Here is a 21349-nt window from a genome sequence, read left to right as displayed (position 1 = left end):
TTCGTGAAGGGGGCGGACCATAAGGCCGCGCATGCCTCTCATCAACATGGCCGATCTCCGTGCCCTCCTGCCCCGCCACGCGCGCCTGCTCGGGCTGGACCCCGGGGCCAAGGTCATCGGGCTCGCGCTGAGCGACGTGACGCTGCTGCTGGCCAGCCCCTATGGCAGTCTGAAGCGCGGCAAACTGGCGGCGAACGCGGCCGAGATCCGCGCCATCGCCGAAAAGCAGGGGGTGGGCGGGCTGGTGGTGGGGCTGCCTCTCTCCATGGATGGCACGCGCGGCCCGGCAGCCCAGGCGGCGGGCGACTGGGCGCTGGCGCTGAGCGAGGCGGCCGGCCTGCCCTGCGCCATGTGGGATGAGCGCCTCTCCAGCGCCGCGGTGAACCGCATGCTGATCGAGGAGGCGGACATGACGCGCAAGCGCCGTGCGGCCGCCGTGGATTCGGCGGCGGCGGCCTACATGCTCCAGGCCGCCTTGGATGCCACCGCGCCCCGGGCTACATGAATCGCCCATGAGCGGTTTCTCCTACCCCATCCTGCCCACGGGGCACCTCCTGGCCATCGAGGGGCTGGAGCCGCCGCATATCTCCGCCCTGCTCGACCTGGCCGAGAGCTACGCCCTGCTGAACCGCCAGGGAAAGACCCAGCGGGACCTGCTGAAGGGCCGCACGCTGATCAACCTCTTCTTCGAGGACAGCACCCGAACCCGCACCAGCTTCGAGCTGGCCGGCAAGCGCCTGGGTGCGGACATCGTGAACATGTCGGTCTCCACCAGCAGCGTGAACAAGGGCGAGACTCTGCTCGACACCGCGGCCACGCTGAACGCCATGCACACGGACCTGCTGGTGATCCGCCACGCCCAGTCGGGCGCGCCGGCCCTGCTGGCGCAGAAGGTGGATGCGGCCGTGATCAATGCCGGCGACGGCACGCATGAGCACCCGACCCAGGCGCTGCTGGACGCGCTGACCATCCGCCGCCGCAAGGGCCGGCTGGAGGGCCTCATCGTCGCCATCTGCGGCGATGTGCTGCATTCGCGCGTGGCACGCAGCAACATCCATCTGCTCTCGGCCATGGGCGCCCGGCTGCGCGTGGTGGGCCCGCCGACGCTGATCCCCTCGGAATGCGCGCGCCTCGGCGTCGAGGTGCATCACGATATGCGCTCGGGCCTGGAGGGGGCCGACGTGGTCATGATGCTGCGCCTGCAGAAGGAGCGGATGAATGCCGGCCTCGTCCCCTCCCCACGCGAATTCTTCCGCTTCTACGGGCTGGACGCCGCCAAGCTCGCCCACGCCAAGCCGGATTCCATCGTGATGCATCCGGGCCCCATGAACCGTGGCATCGAGATCGACAGCGCCATCGCCGACGACCCCGAGCGCAGCGTGATCGGCGAGCAGGTGGAGATGGGTGTGGCCGTCCGCATGGCGGTGCTGGACGTGCTCTCGCGCGATCTGCGGCGCAACACCTGAGGCTCAGCCGGCGCCACCCAGGCGCTGGACCAGCGCCCCCCGCCAGCCCAAGCCGCGATAGGTCTCGTAGCCCGGGGTGACATGATGGGCGATCGCTCGGCCATCCGCTTCGAAGAAACCCGACTCGCCGGCGCCGGGCGGCAGCGCGATGACTTCCTCCAGCACGCCCACGCCATCGGAAGCGGCGAGAACGCGGCCGCCCGCATCGAGGATCAGCGCACGCGTCGTCGCGACCTCCTCCGGCAGGAGGCGCACGCCCCGCATCACCGCATCCGCCTGCGGGCCCCAGTCGAAATGGATGCCAAGCACGCCGAGCACGCGGCCCTGGGCCTCGCCGCCTTCCCGCACCGCGGCGGCATAGGTGGCAACCGGCGCCTGGCCGAGCGCGGCGCAGGGCGTGATGTCGGCGACGGCGAAATCATCCCCGCTGTGCGAGGCAAGGGCATCGCGGAACCAGGCCTCGCCGGCCACGCTCATGCCCCGCACGCCGGGGTAGCGGTCCGGCCGGCCATTGGCGATGACCCGGCCCGTCGCATCCGCCAGCCAAAGGTCGAGATAGACGGTATAGGCGGAGAGGATGACACCAAGCCGCTTCGCGGCATGGGCGCAACGCGGGGCCGACGGGTCGGCCAGCGCCTCGACCACGGCGGAATCGGTGGCCCACCAGCGGACGTCGCAGGTGCGCTCATACAGGTTGCGGTCCATGATCTCGATCGCGTTGAGCGCGAGGTTCACCAGGCGCTGCCCACGGACGTCACGCAGCATGCTGCGCCCAACCTCGCGCAATTCGTCGAAGGCCCCGGAGAGTTCTGTCTCCATCTCGGTCGCCAGACGCGTCACCTCGCTCGAGACGGTCTTCACCTCGCCTGCGACGACGCTGAAGCCACGCCCCATTTCGCCGGCCCGCGCCGCCTCGATCGTGGCATTGAGGGCGAGCACGCGGGTCTGCCGCGTGATGGCCTGGATGGCCTTCACCTTGGCGCCCGCGACATCGGCGGCCCGCTCCACGAGGTGCAGGACGCGTTCCGGGGCGGCCTGCCGCATGGGTCCGTCATCGGGTCGCGAAGCGGGGAATGAAGCGCGCTCGGTCGGCAAGGTTCCGGATCCTCTTTTGATCGCGCATGCAGCTAGCCGATGATGGTAAACAATTTGTCATGCGCAGCCCCGATGGCGGCAGCGCTGGCGCCACTTTCCCCCTGCGACATCGGGCCTTGGCGGGCGGGAGGATGCGGCACTTCGGCGATTCCGCCACGCGGCGCCATGCCCTACCTTTCCAGAGATGGCCTCGATCCACCTCCGCCCCGCCCGCCCCCATGAGGCCGAGACCCTGCGCGCCCTCGTGCGCGCCGCCTATGCCCATTATGTCCCCCGCCTGGGCCGCGAGCCGGCGCCGATGACCGACGATTACGCGGCGCGCATCGCCGCTGGGCAGGCTTGGGTGCTGGAGGAAGCTGGCGCCTCCATCGGCGCCCTGGTGCTGGAGGATACCGCCGAGGGGATGCTGATCGACAATATCGCCGTCGCCGCCGAGGCGCGGGGAACAGGCCAGGGCCGCCGCCTCATGGCCTTCGCCGAGGAGGAGGCGCGGCGCCGCGGCCACACGCGCATCTGGCTCTACACCAACGAGAAGATGGTGGAGAACATCACCCTCTACAGGCACCTCGGCTATCGGGAGACGCACCGGGGCGAGCAGCACGGGCATCGTCGCGTCTTCATGGAAAAGGCGCTCGGCTGAGGCGCCCCGTGGCGCGGCGCGCGGCCCCGGCTATAACGGGGGCGATGGCACATCTCCTCATCACCAATGCCCGCCTGCTCGATCCAGCGAGCGGCCTCGACGCCCCTGGCACGCTCCTCATCGAGAACGGCCGCATCGCGAGCCTGACCGGCGCGCCGGCGGAGGGCGTGCCGGTGCTGGATGCGGGCGGCGCCTGCCTCTGCCCCGGCCTCGTGGACATGCGCGCCAGCATCGGCGAGCCGGGCGCGGAGCACCGCGAGACCATCGCGAGTGCGGCCCAGGCGGCGGCGGCGGGCGGCATCACCACCCTCGCCCTGCTGCCCGACACCGAGCCCGCGCTGGATGACCCCGCGCTGATCGAATTCATCATCCGCCGTGGCGAGACGACCGGCAGCCTGACCCTGCTGCCCTATGGCGCGGCGACCAAGCATTGCGCCGGCAAGGAGCTCTCCGAATACGGCCTGCTGCGGGAGGCGGGGGCGGCCGGCTTCAGTGACGGCGCCAAGGCGATCGGCTCGGCGCGGATGATGCGCCTCGCCCTTTCCTATGCGCGGGCCTTCGGCGCCATGGTGGTGCAGCACCCGGAAGACCCCTCGCTCGCCGGCACCGGCTCGGCCACCGAGGGCGAACTCGCCACGCGCCTCGGCCTGCCCGGCATCCCCGCGGCAGCGGAGGCGATCATGGTGGCGCGCGACATCGCCCTCGCGCGCCTCACCTCCGGCCATGTGCATTTCGGCCATGTCAGCACCGGTGCGGCGCTCGACCTGATCCGCGCGGCCAAGGCCGAGGGGCTGCACGTCACCTGCGATACCGCGCCGCCCTATTTCGACCTGAACGAGACGGCGATCGGCGATTTCCGCTCCTACGCCAAGCTCAGCCCGCCGCTGCGGCGCGAGGAAGACCGCCTCGCCGTGCTGGCCGCGCTGGCCGATGGCACGATCGACGCCATCGCCTCCGACCACCAGCCGCGCGACGCGGATGACAAGCGCCTGCCCTTCGCCCAGGCCGAGGCGGGCGGCGTCGGCCTCGCGACCCTGCTGGGGGTGACGCTGGCGCAGGTGCATGGCGGCAACCTGCCCCTGCTGACGGCCCTCGGCCTGATGACGCATCGCCCGGCCGCGCTGCTGGGCCTGGATTGCGGGCGCCTCGCCATGGGCGCGCCGGCGGATCTCTGCCTTTTCTGGCCCGACCGCGCCTGGCAGGTGAAGGCGGGGCAATTGCCGGGCAAGGCGCAGAACTCGCCCTTCGACGGCCGCGCGCTGGAGGGCAAGGTCATGGCCACCTTCAAGGCGGGGCGCAGGGTCTTCGGCTGATGGACGACATCCTATCCACCGGCCTCGCCGCGCTGCTGGCCGGCCTGCTCGGCTCCATCCCCTTCGGCCTGCTGCTGACGCGCGCGGCCGGACTTGGCGACATCCGCAGCATCGGCTCGGGCAATATCGGCGCCACCAACGTCCTGCGCACCGGCAAGAAATGGCTGGCGGCGGGGACGTTGCTGCTGGATTTCGGCAAGGGTGTGCTGGCGGTGGTGCTGGTCACCTGGCTGTTCGGCGCGGCGAATGCGCCGATGGCGGCGCTGGCCGCGGTGCTGGGCCATTGCCATCCGCCCTGGCTGGGCGGCAAGGGCGGCAAGGGGGTGGCGACCGCCCTCGGCGTCTTCCTGGGCCTCGGCTGGGGTGTCTTCGTCGCGGCGGCGGCCGGCTGGATCGTGGGCGCGGCCACCTCGCGCATCTCCTCCGTCGGCGCGCTTTCCGCCATGGTGGTGGCGGCCATCACCGCCTTCCTCGTGCTGCGCTTCGACGCCGCCGTCGCCATCACCATCATCGCCGTCTATGTCGTGATGCGGCATGAGGCGAATATCCAGCGGCTGATCACCCGCACCGAGCCGCGCATCGGCCAGGGGAAATAATGTCCCTCGCGCGGCTGCGCCTCGCCCGGACGGAAGGGGTGGGGCCCACGCTGCACCGCCGCCTGCTGGCGCGGCACGGAAGCGCCGAGGGCGCGCTCGGCGCCCTCGGCCCCCGCGCCTTCCCGCGCGATGCAGCCCTGCGCGAGATGGAGACGCTGGACGCCATGGGCGCTCGGCTCATCTTCCAGGACGATCCGGACTACCCGCCCCTGCTGGCACTGACCGAGGATGCGCCGCTGGTGCTCGCCGCCCAGGGCAGCCTCGCGCCGCTCCGCCTGCGCGGCGTGGGACTGGTGGGTGCCCGCAATGCCAGCGCCATGGCCCGCCGCTTCGCCGAGGACCTGGCCGATGCGCTGGCGGTGCGCGGCATCGCCGTCATCTCGGGGCTCGCGCGCGGCATCGATGCCGCGGCCCATGCCGGCGCGCTGCGCTCGGGCACCACCATCGCCGCCATCGCCGGCGGCCTGGACCGGCCCTACCCGCGGGAGAATGCCCCGCTGCAGGCCCGGATCGTGGCCGAGGGCGGCCTGGTGCTGAGCGAGGCGCCGCTCGGCACCGCCCCCCTCGCCCGGCACTTCCCCCGCCGCAACCGCATCGTCGCCGGGCTCTCGCTGGGCGTCGTGGTGATCGAGGCGGCGCTGCAATCGGGCACGCTCATCACCGCGCGCCTCGCCGCCGAGGCGGGGCGGGAGTTGTTCGCCGTGCCCGGCAGCCCGCTCGACCCACGCGCGCGGGGGTCGAACGACCTGATCCGCCGCGGCGCCCGGCTGACCGAGACGGCCGAGGATGTGCTGGCCTTCCTGCCCGAGGCGCCGGCCGCGCTGCCCATCCTGCGCCTCGCCGAATTGCCGGAAATGGCCCCCGAAGCCATGGAAGACTCATCGCCGCAAACCGGAGCCTCGGCACAAGTCCTTGAAATGATAGGTGCAACCCCGATAGCGGTTGACGAGTTGGGTCGGCGCTGCCAGCTATCGGCCTCTGAGCTCTCGGCCATATTGCTTGAACTGGAATTGGCCGGGCGCATCGAAACCCTGCCCGGGAACCGGGTGGCACTGGCCTGAATTCAGGCCCCGAAGGACCAGAAGTGACGGATATCGTCGTCGTCGAAAGCCCCGCCAAGGCAAAGACCATCGAGAAATATCTCGGCGGGGATTTCCGCGTCCTCGCCTCCTTCGGCCATGTACGGGACCTGCCGGCGAAGGATGGCTCGGTCCGTCCCGAAGAAGACTTCGCCATGGACTGGGAGGCGGATGAGCGCGGCCAGAAGCAGATGCGCGCCATCAGCAGCGCGCTGCGCGGCGCCAAGCGCCTCTACCTCGCCACCGACCCGGACCGTGAGGGCGAGGCGATCTCCTGGCATGTGAAGGACATGCTGGAGCGTGCGGGCGCGCTGAAGGGGGTGAATGTCCAGCGCATCACCTTCAACGAGATCACCAAGCGCGCCGTCCAGCACGCCATGGCGCATCCCCGCCAGCTCGACCTGCCGCTGATCGAGGCCTATCTCGCGCGGCGCGCCCTGGACTACCTGGTGGGCTTCACCCTCTCGCCCGTGCTCTGGCGCAAGCTGCCCGGCAGCAAGTCGGCCGGGCGCGTGCAGTCGGTGGCGCTGCGCCTGATCTGCGAGCGCGAGAGCGAGATCGAGGCCTTCATCGCCCGGGAATACTGGACGGTCCAGGGGCGCTTCACCACGCCGGCCGGCATCCCCTTCCCGGCCCGCCTCACTCATCACCAAGGCCGCAAGCTCGAGCAGTTCGACCTCGGCAACGAGGCCCAAGCCATGGCGGCGAAGGCGGCGGTCGAGGCCGCCTCCTTCACCGTGGGCTCGGTCGAGAAGAAGCGCGCCAAGCGCAACCCGCCACCGCCCTTCCAGACCAGCACCCTGCAGCAGGAAGCGAGCCGCAAGCTCGGCTTCGGCGCGCAGGCCACGATGCGCACGGCGCAGGGCCTTTACGAGGGTGTCGCGATCGGCGGCGAGACCGTCGGCCTCATCACCTATATGCGGACCGATGGCGTGCAGATGGCGCGCGAGGCGGTCCAGGAACTGCGCGCCCATATCAAGCGCGCCTTTGGCGAGGAATACCTGCCCGGCGCCCCGCGCGAATATTCCAGCCGCGCGAAGAACGCGCAGGAAGCGCATGAGGCGATCCGCCCGACCGACGTGGCCCGCACGCCGGAATCGGTCGCCCCCTACCTGAACGACCAGCAGCGCAAGCTCTACGAGCTGATCTGGAAGCGCGCCGTCGCCAGCCAGATGCAGTCGGCCGAGCTGGACCAGACCGTGGTCGAGCTGGTGGAGCCGAGCGGCAAGACCAGGCTGCGCGCCAATGGCAGCGTCATCGCCTTCGACGGCTTCCTGAAGCTCTACCGCGAGGACACGGATGATGCGCCGGATGACGGCGACGAGGACAGCCGCATCCTCCCGCCGATGCGCGAAAAGGATCCGGTGAAGCGGCAATCCGTCGAGGCGACGCAGCACTTCACCCAGCCGCCGCCGCGCTATTCCGAGGCCTCGCTCGTCAAGAAGCTGGAGGAGCTCGGCATCGGCCGGCCGTCCACCTATGCCAGCATCCTGCAGGTGCTGCAGGACCGGGAATATGTGAAGCTCGACAAGCGCCGCTTCATCCCGGAGGACCGCGGGCGCCTTGTCACATCCTTCCTGGTCGCCTTCTTTGAGCGCTACGTGGATACGGGCTTCACCGCCGGGCTGGAGGAACAGCTGGATGACATCTCGGGCGGCCGCGCCGATTGGCGCGCGGTGATGCACGCCTTCTGGAACGACTTCCGCGCCGCGGTGGACGCCACGAAGGACCTCAAGATCAGCGACGTCATCGACCGGCTGGATTCCGAGCTCGGTTCGCATTTCTTCCCCAAGCCCGCCGATGGCGGCGACCCGCGCGCCTGCCCCTCCTGCTCCACGGGCCGGATCGGGCTGCGGCTGGGCCGGACCGGCGCCTTCATCGGCTGCTCCAACTATCCGGAATGCCGCTACACCCGGCCGCTGGCCGTACCGGGCGGCGAGGGCGAGGGCGGCGGTGCGCTGGCCGATGGCGTGCGCGTGCTGGGCACCGACCCGGTGACCGGCCTGGAGGTCTCGCTGCGGCGCGGCCCCTACGGCATCTATGCCCAGCTGGGCGAGCCCGGCGTGGACGCCAAGGGCAAGCCCACCAAGCCCAAGCGCGCCAGCCTCTCGCGCGGGATGGATCCCGAGACGATGACGCTGGAGTCGGGGCTCGCGCTGCTCTCCATGCCGCGCGTGGTGGGGCTGCATCCGGAGACGGGCGAGGAGATCACCTCGAATCTCGGCCGTTTCGGGCCCTATCTGAAGATGGGCGCGCTCAGCAAATCGCTGGACCGCGACGATGACCCGCTGACCATCGGGCTGAATCGGGCCGTGGACCTCATGGCCAGCGCCAAGCCGCGCGGTGTCACGCTGGGCGAGCATCCCAAGGGCGGCATCGTCGAGGTGCGGCGCGGGCGCTTCGGCCCCTACCTCATGCACGGCACGCGCGTCGCCAACCTGCCGCGCGGCACGGAGATGGAGGCGGTGACGCTGGAGGAAGGCATCGCCATCCTCGCCGAGAAGGGCAAGGAATTGCCCCCGCTCAAGGGCAAGGGGGGCAAGAAGGCCCCGGCGAAGAAGGCCGCGCCGAAGAGGGCCGAGGCCCCGGCGCCCGCCGTGAAGAAGGCGGCGCCGGCCAAGAAGGCCGCACCCGCCAAGAAGCCGGCCGCGAAGAAGCCCGCGGCGAAGAAGGCACCCGCGAAAAAGCCCGCCGTCAAGACCAAGGCGGGCGGCTGAGATGCCGCGCAGCGGGCCTCCGGCGAAGGGGCAGAAGGCCCGCAAGTCCAACGCCAAGCGCCGGGCGGATGGCCTCTCCGCGCCGCCGCCACCGCCCAAGGCGAAGACCGGCCGGGCCAAGGTCAAATCCGCCCCCAAGGGCGCGCCCCTGCCAAGCAAGGCCGATCTGAAGCTGTTCCTGACCAGCATGGGTGGGCGCGTCGGCAAGAGTGAGATCGCCCGGCATTTCGGCCTGCACACCGAACAGCGCCCAGCCCTGCGTCAGCTGCTCTCCGAGATGAAGTTCGACGGCAGCGCAAAGCCCGTCGGCAAGCGCACCTTCGCGGGCGAAGCGGCTGGCGCGCCCGTGCCCGTGGCCGCCCCGCCGCCCAATGTCGCCCCCGGCCAGCGATTCAAGCCGGCCGCCCCCGGCCGCGCCTTCACCAAGACGGATCGCGGCACGCCGCCCGACCGCAACGGCCCGCCCGCGCGCGGCCGCCTCCCCCGGCGCATCGAGGCCGAGGCGCCGGAGGAAGCGCCCCGCCCACGCCCCACCCGCCTGCCCGAGACTGCGGTGGTGGAGGTCTTCGGCACCGATCCCGATGGCGACCCGATCGCCCGGCCCGTCGGCTGGGAGGGCGAGGGCCGGCCGGTGATCTACATGCACCCCGAGCGGCGCGGGCAGACCGCGCTGGCCGCCGGCGAGCGCGTGCTGGCGAAGCTGCGCCACATCACCGGCGAGAAATACGAGGGCCGCACCCTCAAGCGCCTCGGCGCCGTGGAAGACCGCCGCCGCATCCTGGGCGTGTTCCAGGATGGCCGCATCATCCCGACCGACAGGCGCCAGAAGGCCGAATGGACCGTGCCCCCGGGCGAGACGGGCGGCGCCCATGGCGGTGAGATCGTCCTGGCCGAGTCGCTGCCCTCGACCGGCTTCGGCCTGCGCCCGGCGCGCATCGTTGAGCGCCTGGGCAGGCTGGGCGAGCCGCGCTCGGTCTCGCTCATCTGCATCCATGCCCATGGCATCCCGGAACTCTTCACCGCCGAGGCGGAGGAGCAGGCCGAGCGCGCCCGCGCCTTGCCGCTCGCCAAGCGGACCGACCTGCGCGAGATGCCGCTGATCACCATTGACGGCGAGGATGCGCGGGACTTCGACGACGCCGTCTTCGCCGAACCGGAGGGGGATGGCTGGAAGGTCGTCGTCGCCATCGCCGATGTGGCGCATTATGTGACGCCGGGTTCCGCGCTGGACCGGGACGCCTGGGCGCGCGGCAATTCCGTCTATTTCCCCGACCGCGTCGTGCCCATGCTGCCCGAGGCGCTCTCCAATGGCTGGTGCAGCCTGAAGCCGCAGGAGGAGCGCGGCTGCCTCTTCGTCGAGATGCATTTCGACGGCTCCGGCACCAAGACGCGGCACAAATTCGGCCGCGGCCTGATGCGCAGCTTCGCTCGCACGACCTATGAGCAGATCCAGGCGCTGCAGGATGCCGGCGGGGAGCTGGAGAGCGTCCCCGAAGGCCATGTGGGGCGCCTCTACGGCGCCTTCCGCGCCCTGCTCTCGGCGCGCGAGCGGCGCGGCACGCTCGATCTCGACCTGCCCGAGCGGCGCGTCATGCTGGACGCCGAAGGCAATGTCACCGCCGTCATTCCCCGCGCCCGGCTCGACAGCCACCGCCTCATCGAGGAGTTCATGGTCGCCGCCAATGTCTGCGCGGCGGAGGAGCTGGAGCGGCTGGGACAGCCCTGCATGTACCGCATCCATGCGCCACCCTCGGAGGAGAAATACAACTCCCTGAAGGAGTTCCTGGCGACACTCGGCCTCTCGCTCAACCCTGTGGGCCAGCTCCAGCCGCGCGATTTCCAGCGCCTGCTGGACAAGGTGAAGGAGATGCCGGAGGCGCGGATGGTCAATGAGACGGTGCTGCGCAGCCAGTCCCAGGCGGCCTACGACCCCGACAATATCGGCCATTTCGGCCTGGCCCTGCCGCGCTACGCCCATTTCACCTCGCCCATCCGCCGCTACGCCGATCTTCTCGTGCATCGCGCCCTGATCCGGGGCCTCAAGCTGGGAGCCGACGGCCTCTCCGAGCCCGAGACCGCCCGATTCCCCGAGACGGCCGAGCATATCACCGCGACCGAGCGCCGCGCCGCCGCGGCCGAGCGGGACGCGGTGGACCGCTACCTCGCCGCCTATCTGGCGGACAGGGTGGGGGCGACCTTCGCCGCGCGGGTCTCGGGCATCCACGCCTTCGGCGTCTTCGTCACGCTCACCGAGACCGGCGCCTCGGGCTTCGTTCCGATGAAGGCGCTGCCGCAGGACCATTGGATCGTCTCGGAGGACAAGCGCAGCGTGGTGGGCCGCCATTCCCGCCAGGTGATCCGCCTGGCCGACGAGGTGGAGGCCCGGCTGCGCGAGGCCAATGCCCAGACCGGCAGCCTCGTCTTCGAACTGATGATGGGCGGCGCGCCGGCCCGCATGCGCGGCGGGCGCAAACGAAAGGGTTGACGCAAAGGGTTGACGTCCTGGGCGGGGGCGCTAGAACCGCCACTCCATTCCAGCACCGGCCTCCGGCCCGGCGCCCTCACGCGCATTCCGCGCAGAGCAGAGCAAAGACAAGACCATGGCCAAGGCCAATACGATCCTCATCAAGCTGATCAGCAGCGCCGATACGGGCCACTTCTACGTCACGAAGAAGAACACCCGCACGGCCACCGGCAAGCTCGAGCTGAAGAAGTACGACCCGAAGGTGCGCAAGCACGTGGTCTATCGCGAAGGCAAGATCAAGTAAGGCGAAGCCGCGGGCCCGGGCCCGCGCATGCCATGAAAAAGGCGGCTGTCCCTCGCGGGGCAGCCGCCTTTTTTCGTGCCGGGTTTTCCCGTGGTGGGCGTGGTCCTACTGCGCCGACTTGTCGAGCTCGGGGTCGGCCAGATAGGCGCGGTTGCGGCCGTCACGCTTGGCCCGGTAGAGCGCCTCATCGGCCGAACCGATGAGCTGGTCCGCCGGCACGCCTGGCCCGCCGACGGCGACGCCAATGCTGATGGTGACCGGCAGCACCACATCGCCGGTGCGGATCGGCTCGGCCGCGATGGCCTCGCGCAGGCGGTCGGCCACGATCAGGGCATAGGCGCTGGGCGCGCCGGTCAGCACGGCCAGGAACTCCTCGCCGCCATAGCGGGCCACCACGTCCGCCGCGCGCAGTTGCACGCGCAGCCGCTCGGCCACCTCGCGCAGCGCGACATCGCCGACATTGTGGCCATAGGTGTCGTTGATGGATTTGAACTTATCGATATCCACCAGCAGCACCGCCGCTTCCTCGGTGCGCAGCAGCCCGTCCAGGTGGCGGCGGACGTAGCGGCGGTTGCGCAGGCCCGTCAGCTGGTCGGTGACGGCCATCTCCAGCGAGCGGTCCAGCTCTGCGCGCAGCCGCTCCTGGTAGCGCTTGCGGCGGATCTGGTTGCGGGCACGGGCGCGCAGCTCATTGGGGTCGAGCGGGCGGAAGGCGTGGTCATTCGCGCCCAGGTCGAAACCGCGCAGCACCTGCGTCTTCTGCGCGGTATCAGCCAGGAGCAGCAGGGGCAGGTCGCGCGTGTTGTTCTGTGCGCGCAGCCGCGAGGCGAGGCGCAGCACCTCCGTCGCATCCGAGGGCAGGGCGAGCAGCGCGAGGTCGAACTCGCCCTTGCCCAGCTGCTTCTGCGCATCCTCGACATTGGTGACGCAGATGGCCTTGATGGCATCCGCCTCCAGCGCCTGGCGCACCACGGCCATTTCCTCCGGCACCTCGGCCAGCACCAGGGCACGCGCATTGGCGACCGAGATGGCGGGCTCGGGCGCGCTGCTCTCGAGGCCGAGCTCGCGGGCGGTCTCCGCGCGCAGGCGCCAGGCATCCTGCACCTGCTTCACGCGCAGCAGCGCGCGCAGCCGCGCGAAGAGCGTCGCGTCATCCACCGGCTTGGACAGGAAGTCGTCCGCGCCCACCTCGAGTCCGCGCACGCGCTCCGTGCTGTCGGTCAGGGCGGTCACCATCACGACGGGAATGTGCTGGGTGCGTGCATCAGCCTTGAGCGCGGTGCACACCTGATAGCCATCCATCCCCGGCATCATGACATCCAGGAGAATGACGTCTGGCAATTGCGTGAAAGCTATCTGCAACGCCTCCTGGCCGCTGGAGGCGAGCATGACTTCGTAATACTCGGCCTGCAGCTTGGCCTCGAGCAGGCGGAGATTGGCCGCGATGTCATCCACCGCAAGGACGCGGGCGGTCATCGGTCAGTGCTTCCCCTCAGGTCGGGCACGCAACGCAACAGGAGCGTGATGTGTCTGAAATGACCCTGGGCCGGCCGGCGCCGGCCGCCAATAAAGGCCTGTTCTTCCGCCGCTGGCTGCGCAACCCGCTGCAGATGGGCTCGATCATCCCCTCCTCGCCCGCGCTGTCCCGCAGGATCGCGGCGGCGGTGGAACGGGGGTCGGACGAATATGTTCTGGAGCTGGGGGCCGGCACCGGCGTCATCTCGGCCGCGCTCCTGGCCGCGGGCGTGCCGGCCGAGAAGCTGATCGTCGTCGAGATCGTGCCGGAAATGGCGGAATTCCTGCGCCAGAGCCTGCCCGGCGTGAACGTGATCTGCGGCGATGCCTTCGACCTCAAGGCTGCGCTGCCGGCGCAGATGCATGGCCGCATCGGCACGGCGATCTGCGGCATTCCGCTGGTGCTGCTGCCCCTGGAGCGCCAGGCGGCCTTCCGGGACGCGGTGGAGGCCGTGGCGCCCGGCCGCGGCTTCCTCCTCTACACCTACTGCGCCACCTCGCCCCTGCCCTACCGCAAGCTGGAGCTCACGGCGCGGCGCATGGCCTTCACACCGGCGAACTTCCCGCCGGCCAGCGTCTGGCGCTACCGCCCCACGCGGGTTCCGCAGACCGCAGCTATGCATCACGCCTGACATGCCATGCAAAATACCATGGCCTGATCGCGGCGGGGAGGGGCCTCCCACGCGGCTCAGCCGCTGGTCAGCGTGTGCTCCGCCCCGTCGGCGCCGTGCAGATGGGCGATCAGGCGGGGATGCGGGCCGCGCTTGACCTTGAGCGCGGCGCCGAGGCCGCGTTCATCCAGCGCGCGGCGCAGCGCCTCGTCCTCCGGATACTCCGCCTCCAGCGCTGTCAGGCGGAAATGGCTGTCATGCAGGTGGCGGCCGGCACGCTCGCCGCGCCACTCGATCATCGGCGGGATCAGGTTGTCCATGTCCTGCCGCTGCGGCGGGACGGCGAAGCGCCAGGCCAGGTCGCCGCGCTTCATCTCCCGCACCGTGCCGCCGCGGGGCCCGAGGCGCGCCATCACCGAATCCATGGAAGGCGTGCGCGCGACCCAGCCCAGCAGGCGCGGCTCCGCCTCCAGCATGAGGCGCGTCGCGGGGTCGTCCAGGTCGAAGAGGCGCGGCTGGGGCGGCTCCGGCTGGCTCGGATCGGGCGCGATGATCTCGAGGTAGCAATCGGGGCCGAGGCCCACGAGCATGTTGTGGGTGCCCGCCCCCTCATGCTTGCCGCCGGGCTGCGGCTTCACGCCGAGCAGGCGCGTGACGAAGGCCGCACCCTCTTCCAGGGTGCGGGCGCCGAGGACGATGTGGTCGATCTCGGCCATGACTCAACGGGCCTCGGGACGGATGGCGGCGGACATGTTCGCGCGTTTCCTCGTGCAATCAGGAGCCGCCCCCCGGAATGGGAGGCGACACCGGCATCATGGCAGCTTTCGCGCGGCCGGACATGCGCAAGATCAATGCGCCGCCCGGTGTGGCCCCGCCTCAAGCCAGGCTGATCTGCGTGTAGTCCTGGAACCAGCTGCGCGCCTGGATAAAGCCGCGGCAGCGCGGGCTGAGCGCGCGCGGGTTGAGATCATGCACCACGGCCAGCAGCGCGGCCTCGTCGATCAGGATGTTGTGCAGCTGGGCCATCTGCCGGGCCTGTTCGGCCGGATCGAAGCTGTTGCGCACCACCCGGAGCTGCGCGTCCACCGCGGGCGAGTTGTAGTGGCCCCAGTTGATGCCGCGCGGATTCGCGAGCTGGCTGTCATAGATCACCCAGCCCGTATTCGGCTCCATGGAGGGGATGGCCACGTTCAGCGCCGCCGCCCCGCGCGAAGCAGGGTCGCGGGAGCCGGCACGCATCTGGTTGATCGCGGTCGCGAAATCCACCGGCAGGAAGCTGACGTCGAAGAAGGCCTCCCGCAGGCCGGCCTGCACCGCCTCGTTCATCGGCTGGGGCACCATCTGCCCGCCGCCCGAGATCGGCATGATGACGCTGATGGCGCAGCGTCGCGTGGCGGAATAGCCGGCCGCGTTCATCAGCCGCCGCGCCTCGGTCAGGTCATGCCGCAGGTGGAATTGCGGGTTGCCGAACCAGGGGTCGTCCGGCGTCACCTTGCCGCGCGCGGGCAGCGCGGCGCCCGAGAGGAGCGAGACGATGCCGTCGCGATCCACGGCGAGATTCGCCGCCTGCCGCACGCGGATGTCGTGGAAGGGCGAGCCCTGGTCCACATTGAGCCGCCAGGCCCAGATATGCGGATAGCTGTTCTGCACGATCTGGAAGCGGGCCGCGCGCAGCGGGGCGATGGTGTCGGTCGGGAGGGATTCCACGAGGTCCACCTGGCCGGCGCGCAGGGCGGCCACGCGGGCCGGCCCGTCAGGGATCGGCAGCAGCACGGTGCGCGGCGCCTTGGGCACGCGACCCGGCTCCCAATAGTCGCGGTTCGCCTCCAGCTCCGCGCGCTGGCGCGGCGTCACCGACGTTACGCGATAGGGCCCGGTTCCGGAGGGATTCAGCGCGAAGCGCTGCCAGTCGCCCCCCATCGCCTGCCAATGCGCGGGCGAGGCGAACCAGAGGAAGGCCATCTGGAAGGGCATGGTCGCATCGGGCTCGCGCGTGATGATCGCGATGCGGTGGGTGTCGAGCTTCTCATAGGCGTGCACGCCCGTGGCGCGGCCGCGCACCAGGCCTGAGCGCGTGCCCTCGAATTGCGGGGCGGTGCTGTTGAAGATGCTGTCCAGGTTCCAGATCGCCGCATCGGCGTCGAAGGGCGAGCCGTCATGGAACTTCACGCCCTGCCGAAGCTCGATGATCCAGCGGCGGCGATCCGCCTCGTCCACCCGCCAGGAGGTGGCGAGGCCGGGACGCAGGGTGGAGGGCGCGTCGGCGCGGGAAAGATCCCACAGCGTCAGGCTGTCATAGACAAAGTAGGAGCCGAAACGGACACCCTCGAACCCCGCCTCCGGCCCGCCCCAGAGGCGCGGCACGTCGCCGATGGACATGGCGATGCGCAGCGGCTGGGCCTGCTGCGCCTCCGCCTCATTGGCGCCGAGCGCGCCGATGAGCGCGGGGGCGGCGAGAAGCGCGCGGCGGCGGAGGTCGAGCATGACGGGGGCTCCCATTCGCAGTTTGCATTGCAGCCATGCAATGCCTGTGCCGCGCGGGAGTGCACCCCGGTTCAGGCGCCGATGCGCTCGAAGATCCCGATCCGCAGGCTGCGGGCCACGCGCGCGGCCCGGTCGTTGAAGGCCTGGGCGGTCTCGGGCGGCAGCGTTTCGGCGGCGCAGGCCTCGAACAGCGCCAGCCACTCGCCGAACATGGCGGGCGTCAGACCCGGCAGGCGCAGATGCGCGCCATAGGGGTCGCCGTGATAGGCGCCGCTGCGCCGCATCAGCGAGGACCAGAAGCGGCAGAGCTTCTCCTCATGCGCCGCCCATTCGGCCTCCCCCTCGCCGATCGCGGCGGCGAAGATGGGAGCCAGCGTCGGATGCGCCCGCACCCGCTCGTAGAAGGCGGCGACGAGACCCGCGATCTCCGCCTCGCTGACGACCTCAGACAAAGGGAAGCACCACGAGGACGGCGCAGAGGTTCCAGAACAGCATGTTGACCAGCGTGCGGGTCATGACGCGGCTGTCTTCCGCCTCGATGTGCAGCGCATCGCTGACGAGGTTGCCGGGGAGAAGGAAGAGGGCGACGGGGGACATGGGAGCCTCATAAGATCTATGTTGGATATACCTTATCTCGCCGATCGCTTGCAAAGCAACATCATAGATGTATCTTTTCGGCCATGCGCCTGACCTCCCTGACCGATTTCTCCCTCCGCATGCTCATCCATCTCGCGGTCCAGCCGCAGGGCCGCGCGACCATCGCCGAGGTGGCGCGGGCCTATGCGATCTCGGAGGCGCATCTCATGAAGGTCGCGCACCAGCTCGGCCAGGCGGGCCTGGTGCGCACCCTGCGCGGGCGCGGCGGCGGCCTGGCGCTCGCGCGCGATGCGGCCGGGATCAGCGCGGGCGAGGTCGTCCGCCGGATGGAGCCGGATCTCGACCTCGTACCCTGCCTGGCCGGCGGCAGTTGCGCCATCACCCCCGCCTGCCTCCTGAAGCATCGCCTGGCCGAGGCGCGGGCCGCCTTCCTCGCCGTGCTGGACGCAACCAGCCTCGCGGAGCTGGCCGCACCGGCCACCGCCCTGCGCGGCCTGCTCGGCCTGTCCGAGCCGGCCTGACCCGCAGGCACCGCCCAAGCCGCGGCGCCATCTGCCCATCCGCCAAGCGATGCCGTCTGGCGGCGCCGTCCGGGCTGCCGCCCAGGGAGGCACCCAGGCTGATTCCGCGTAAGTAGAGCGAAACCGGATTCACGCGGAGCAGCGACATGGAACGATTCTTCGCCCTCGCCGAACATGGCACCACGGTCCGCCGCGAAATGGCGGCCGGCGCCGCCACCTTCCTGACCATGGCCTATATCCTGATCGTGAACCCGCAGATCCTGGCGGCGGCGGGCATGGATCCCGGGGCGGCCTTCGTCGCCACCTGCCTTGCCGCGGCCCTCGGCTCGGCACTGATGGGGCTGCTGGCGAACTATCCGATCGCCCTCGCCCCGGGCATGGGCATCAACGCCTATTTCGCCTTCGGCGTGGTCGGCGCCATGGGCGTGCCCTGGCAGGTGGCGCTGGGCGCGGTCTTCATCTCCGGCGTGTTCTTCCTGGTGCTGAGCCTGCTGCATGTGCGCGAATGGCTGATCGGCGGCATCCCGGTTTCGCTCAAGCTCGGCATCGCGGCGGGCATCGGCATGTTCCTCGGGTTGATCGGCCTGAAGAACCTGGGCCTCGTCGTCGGCGATCCCCAGACGCTGGTCGCGATGGGCCATCTGGGCTCCACCCCCGTGCTGCTGGGCTGCGGCGGCCTGCTGCTGATCGCGGCCCTCGCCGCGCGCGGCGTGCAGGGTTCGGTCGTCATCGGCATCCTCGCCACGGCGGCGGCGGGCATTCCCTTCGGCCTCACCACCTTCCACGGGATCGTCGCGGCCCCGCCCTCGCTGGCGCCCAGCTTCCTGCAGATGGACCTGGCCGGAGCGCTCTCGCTTGGCCTTGTCAGCATCGTCTTCGTCTTCTTCCTGGTGGACCTGCTGGACAACACCGGCACGCTGATCGCCACCACGCAGCGCGCCGGGCTGATGCGGCCCGATGGCAGCGTCCCCAAGCTCGGCCGCGCGCTGCTGGCGGATTCCGGGGCGGTCATGGGGGGCGCTGCGCTCGGCACCTCGCCCACCGTCAGCTACATCGAGAGTGCCGCCGGCATCCAGCAGGGCGGGCGAACCGGGCTCACCGCGCTGACCGTCGCCGCGCTCTTCCTGCTGGCGCTATTCCTGGCGCCGGTCGCCGCCTCCGTGCCCGCCTTCGCCACCGCGCCCGCGCTGATCTTTGTCGCCTGCCTGATGGCGCAGGCGCTGAAATCCATGGATTGGGGGGATGAGACCGAGTACCTCCCCGCCATGCTCACCGTGCTGGCGATGCCCTTCACCTTCTCGATCGCGACCGGCATCGGCCTGGGCTTCCTCGCCTATGTCGGCATCAAGACGCTGGCCGGCCGCGCGGCCGAGGTTCATGGCGCCGTCTGGGTGCTCTCGGCCCTCTGCGCCGTGAAATTCGCCGTCAGTTGATGCGAAATCCGGCCGCCTTGGCGCCCCTGCGCCATCCGGCCTTCCGGATGCTCTGGCTGGCGAACCTCGCCTCCAATATCGGGCTCTTCGTGCAGAACACGGCGGCGGGTTGGCTGATGACCAGCCTCGACCCCTCGCCGATGATGGTGAGCCTCGTCCAGGCTGCCTCCATGCTGCCGGTCTTCCTGCTCGCCCTTCCCGCCGGGGCGCTGGCCGACATCATGGACCGCCGCCTCTTCCTCATCGGCGCGCAACTCTGGATGGCGGGGACGGCGCTGCTGCTCTGCCTGCTCAGCGGCTTCGACGCGCTGGGCCCCTGGGGGCTGGTGGCGCTGACCTTCGCCCTGGGCGCGGGCCTCGCCATGACCTTCCCGGCCTGGGCGGCGACCACGCCCGAACTGGTCCCCCGCAGCGACCTCATCAGCGCCATCGCGCTGAACGGCATCGGCTTCAACATCACCCGCGCCATCGGCCCGGCGATCGGCGGCCTCACCATCGCCTGGTTCGGCATGGGCGCCGCCTTCGCGCTGAACGCCGCGTGCCTGATGGTGATGGTGCTGGCGCTCTTCGTCTGGAAGCGGCCCCAGACCAGCTCCCGCATGCCACGCGAGCATTTCCTCTCCGCCGTGCGGGCAGGCACGCGCTTCGTGGCGGCGACGCCAGCCATGCATGCGGCGATCATCCGCGCGGTGGTGTTCTTCCTGTTTGGCTCGGCCGTCTGGGGCCTCCTGCCACTGCTGGTGCGGGACACGCTGGGCCTCGGGCCGCAATCCTTCGGCCTGCTGCTGGGCTGCATGGGCGTGGGCGCGGTGGCGGCGGGCTTCCTGCTGCCCGCTCTGCGCGGGCGGCTGGACCGTTCCGGGATGGTGCTCTGGGCCTCGCTGATCGGGGCCCTGGCCATGGCGATCCTCGCGCTGTTGCACCATTGGAGCTTCGCGGCGCTGGGCATGACGCTCTACGGCGTCTCCTGGATCTCGGCCGCCTCCACGCTCCAGGCCTCGGCCCAGATGGCGGCCCCGGCCTGGGTGCGGGCACGCGCCATCGGCATCTACCAGATGTGCTTCTTCGGGGCGCTGGCCGCGGGCTCCGCCCTTTCGGGATGGATCGCCGTGCAGGTCGGCGTCACCTGGGCGATGTTCCTCTTCGCCCTGGGGGCAGCGATCGGCGCGATCCTCGTGCGGCATTGGACGCTCGACGCCGAGGCGCCGAGCGCGCCACCCGCGGTCGAGCTCGTCCGCCCTGCCCCGGCCGCGGCCGAACTGCGCGAATTGCTGCATGAGGGCGCCAACCGCGTGCTGGAGGTGGTGCGCTACCAGGTGGCGCCCTCCGACCGCGCGGCCTTCCTCGCCGTCATGGCCGAGTGCCGGCTGGTGCGGCTGCGCGGCGGGGCGGCGACGTGGCGCCTCTACGAGGACATCGCCCAGCCCGACCGCTGGGTGGAGCTCTGGGCCATCGAGAGTTGGGCCGAGCATCTGCGCGAAGCGGGCCGCCTTTCCGACGAGGACCGCGTGACGCTGGCCCGCGCCGCCGCCTTCCATGTGGGCGAAGGCGGGCCGGAGGCGGTGCGCTACGTCAACGTCCGGGTGTGACGCCGGCCTTCCGCAGCTCATCATCCAGCGTGCCGGTCACCATGCACCAAGCCATGCGGAAATCGGAGAGGAGGGACCACCAGGGATGGCGGAAGCTTGCGGGGCGGTTCCGTTCGACCACCATGTGCGAGACCCAGGCGAAGCCATAGCCCGCGACCAGCGCGACGAGGAAGAGCCACCACGGGCCGATCAGGAGCGTGGCGAGGAGCAGCAGCAGGCCAAGCCCCGTGCCCAGCGCGTGCAGCCGGCGCGTCAGCGGCGCCGAATGCTCGCTCAGGTACCAGGGCCAGAACTCCGCATAGGTCGAGATGCGCGTTGCCATGGTATGACGCTGCCATGACATGACGTTCTTGTCATCTGAAAGCGGCGCGACGCTCCCCATATCCATGCCATCACAGGATGGAGATTCGATGCATGGCCAAGCTTGCCCGCACCCGCAACACCCTGGGCGAAAATGCCCGCCTGACCAGCGTGGACCTGCTCAACGCGGCGCTGGCGGACCTGATGGACCTGACCAACGGCGTGCGCATGGCGCACTGGACCGTGCGCGGGCCGAATTTCGCGGCGCTGCATGCCCAGTTCGAGGAATTCTACAACCAGCTCGGCACGGCGGTGGACGACACGGCCGAGCGCATCGTCCAGCTGGGCGGCACGCCCTCCGGCACCACCCAGGCCGTGGGCAGCACCACGCGCCTCGCCCCCTACCCGGCCGATCTGCGCGACGGCATGGCGCATGTGGCGGCGCTGGCCGAACGCTACGCCGCGCTGGCCGAGACCACCCGCAAAGCGATTGATGCCGCAGCGGAAGCCGGCGATGCCGACACGGCGGACCTCTTCACCGGCACCTCGCGCATGCTCGACAAGGCGCTCTGGATGCTCGAGGCGCATCTGGATTGAGAAGGGGGGCTCGCGCCCCCCTCGCCGG

Annotated in this window: 21 protein-coding genes; 14 read left to right on the top strand and 7 right to left on the bottom strand. The window is 70.5% G+C overall.

The features are described from left to right. The first annotated feature begins 31 nt into the window (after positions 1-31). Together ruvX and R9Z33_RS06880 are read left to right on the top strand one after the other, a co-directional pair. Positions 32-505 (top strand): Holliday junction resolvase RuvX, encoded by a 474-nt coding sequence (ruvX, locus tag R9Z33_RS06885; protein WP_318650566.1) that lies wholly within the window; start codon positions 32-34, stop codon positions 503-505. 7 nt (positions 506-512) lie between these two features. Then, positions 513-1466, top strand: a complete 954-nt coding sequence (locus tag R9Z33_RS06880; RefSeq protein ID WP_318650565.1) for an aspartate carbamoyltransferase catalytic subunit — start codon at positions 513-515, stop codon at positions 1464-1466. 3 nt (positions 1467-1469) lie between these two features. Here the strand turns inward: R9Z33_RS06880 and R9Z33_RS06875 are convergent, their stop codons facing one another. Next, positions 1470-2510, bottom strand: a complete 1041-nt coding sequence (locus R9Z33_RS06875) for a HAMP domain-containing protein (RefSeq protein WP_318650564.1) — start codon at positions 2508-2510, stop codon at positions 1470-1472. A 235-nt stretch (positions 2511-2745) separates the two neighbouring features. On the opposite strand from R9Z33_RS06875, the gene R9Z33_RS06870 reads away from it, so the two are divergent. From R9Z33_RS06870 to rpmG, 7 genes are all read left to right on the top strand, one after another. Next, positions 2746-3201: a GNAT family N-acetyltransferase gene (locus R9Z33_RS06870; RefSeq protein ID WP_318650563.1), complete on the top strand. Its 456-nt coding sequence runs from the start codon at positions 2746-2748 to the stop codon at positions 3199-3201. A gap of 44 nt (positions 3202-3245) precedes the next feature. Then, positions 3246-4514, top strand: a complete 1269-nt coding sequence (locus R9Z33_RS06865) for a dihydroorotase (RefSeq protein WP_318650562.1) — start codon at positions 3246-3248, stop codon at positions 4512-4514. After that, positions 4514-5110, top strand: coding sequence for a glycerol-3-phosphate 1-O-acyltransferase PlsY (gene plsY / locus R9Z33_RS06860; RefSeq protein ID WP_318650561.1), 597 nt, complete (start codon positions 4514-4516; stop codon positions 5108-5110). The genes R9Z33_RS06865 and plsY overlap by 1 nt, the downstream gene beginning before the upstream one ends. Further along, positions 5110-6171, top strand: a complete 1062-nt coding sequence (gene dprA, locus R9Z33_RS06855) for a DNA-processing protein DprA (protein WP_318650560.1) — start codon at positions 5110-5112, stop codon at positions 6169-6171. The genes plsY and dprA overlap by 1 nt, the downstream gene beginning before the upstream one ends. A gap of 23 nt (positions 6172-6194) precedes the next feature. After that, complete coding sequence (topA, locus tag R9Z33_RS06850) at positions 6195-8906, top strand: type I DNA topoisomerase (RefSeq protein ID WP_318650559.1); 2712 nt, start codon at positions 6195-6197, stop codon at positions 8904-8906. Between the two features lies 1 nt (position 8907). Beyond that, positions 8908-11391, top strand: a complete 2484-nt coding sequence (rnr, locus tag R9Z33_RS06845) for a ribonuclease R (RefSeq protein ID WP_318650558.1) — start codon at positions 8908-8910, stop codon at positions 11389-11391. 115 nt (positions 11392-11506) lie between these two features. Then, positions 11507-11674 carry a 50S ribosomal protein L33 gene (gene rpmG / locus R9Z33_RS06840; protein ID WP_248708211.1) on the top strand — a complete coding sequence of 56 codons (168 nt, stop codon included), beginning with the start codon at positions 11507-11509 and terminating at the stop codon, positions 11672-11674. A 105-nt stretch (positions 11675-11779) separates the two neighbouring features. Here the strand turns inward: rpmG and R9Z33_RS06835 are convergent, their stop codons facing one another. After that, positions 11780-13150 carry a PleD family two-component system response regulator gene (locus R9Z33_RS06835; RefSeq protein ID WP_318650557.1) on the bottom strand — a complete coding sequence of 457 codons (1371 nt, stop codon included), beginning with the start codon at positions 13148-13150 and terminating at the stop codon, positions 11780-11782. Between the two features lie 59 nt (positions 13151-13209). On the opposite strand from R9Z33_RS06835, the gene R9Z33_RS06830 reads away from it, so the two are divergent. Next, on the top strand, positions 13210-13821 hold the full coding sequence (locus R9Z33_RS06830; protein ID WP_318651621.1) for a class I SAM-dependent methyltransferase: 612 nt from the start codon (positions 13210-13212) through the stop codon (positions 13819-13821). A gap of 56 nt (positions 13822-13877) precedes the next feature. Here R9Z33_RS06830 and R9Z33_RS06825 read toward each other — a convergent pair whose 3' ends face one another. From R9Z33_RS06825 to R9Z33_RS06810, 4 genes are all read right to left on the bottom strand, one after another. Further along, a complete protein-coding gene (locus R9Z33_RS06825) occupies positions 13878-14516 on the bottom strand; it encodes a VOC family protein (RefSeq protein WP_318650556.1) in 639 nt (212 codons plus the stop codon). Between the two features lie 160 nt (positions 14517-14676). After that, complete coding sequence (locus R9Z33_RS06820; RefSeq protein ID WP_318650555.1) at positions 14677-16284, bottom strand: ABC transporter substrate-binding protein; 1608 nt, start codon at positions 16282-16284, stop codon at positions 14677-14679. A gap of 71 nt (positions 16285-16355) precedes the next feature. After that, entirely contained in the window at positions 16356-16736 is a 381-nt protein-coding gene (locus R9Z33_RS06815; protein WP_318650554.1) for a group III truncated hemoglobin, read from the bottom strand. Next, positions 16729-16881, bottom strand: a complete 153-nt coding sequence (locus R9Z33_RS06810; RefSeq protein WP_318650553.1) for a hypothetical protein — start codon at positions 16879-16881, stop codon at positions 16729-16731. Before R9Z33_RS06810 ends, R9Z33_RS06815 begins: the two co-directional genes overlap by 8 nt. An 83-nt stretch (positions 16882-16964) precedes the next feature. Here R9Z33_RS06810 and R9Z33_RS06805 point away from each other — a divergent pair, with 83 nt between their 5' ends. From R9Z33_RS06805 to R9Z33_RS06795, 3 genes are all read left to right on the top strand, one after another. Next, positions 16965-17402, top strand: coding sequence for an Rrf2 family transcriptional regulator (locus R9Z33_RS06805; protein WP_318650552.1), 438 nt, complete (start codon positions 16965-16967; stop codon positions 17400-17402). A 146-nt stretch (positions 17403-17548) separates the two neighbouring features. Next, entirely contained in the window at positions 17549-18835 is a 1287-nt protein-coding gene (locus R9Z33_RS06800) for an NCS2 family permease (RefSeq protein WP_318650551.1), read from the top strand. Between the two features lie 17 nt (positions 18836-18852). Further along, on the top strand, positions 18853-20424 hold the full coding sequence (locus tag R9Z33_RS06795) for an MFS transporter (protein WP_318650550.1): 1572 nt from the start codon (positions 18853-18855) through the stop codon (positions 20422-20424). Here R9Z33_RS06795 and R9Z33_RS06790 read toward each other — a convergent pair. Beyond that, on the bottom strand, positions 20408-20746 hold the full coding sequence (locus R9Z33_RS06790) for a DUF962 domain-containing protein (RefSeq protein WP_318650549.1): 339 nt from the start codon (positions 20744-20746) through the stop codon (positions 20408-20410). The two genes, R9Z33_RS06795 and R9Z33_RS06790, sit on opposite strands and share 17 nt — an antisense overlap. Before the next feature lie 92 nt (positions 20747-20838). Here R9Z33_RS06790 and dps point away from each other — a divergent pair, with 92 nt between their 5' ends. Then, the gene (dps, locus tag R9Z33_RS06785; RefSeq protein WP_318650548.1) at positions 20839-21321 is read left to right on the top strand and encodes a DNA starvation/stationary phase protection protein Dps; all 483 of its coding nucleotides are present in this window, start codon (positions 20839-20841) and stop codon (positions 21319-21321) included. Positions 21322-21349 lie beyond the last annotated feature (28 nt).

The sequence above is a fragment of the Sediminicoccus rosea genome, assembly GCF_033547095.1.
GTDB classification, from domain to species: Bacteria; Pseudomonadota; Alphaproteobacteria; order Acetobacterales; family Acetobacteraceae; genus Roseococcus; species Roseococcus rosea.
This window is presented reverse-complemented; position numbering and strand designations above follow the sequence as displayed.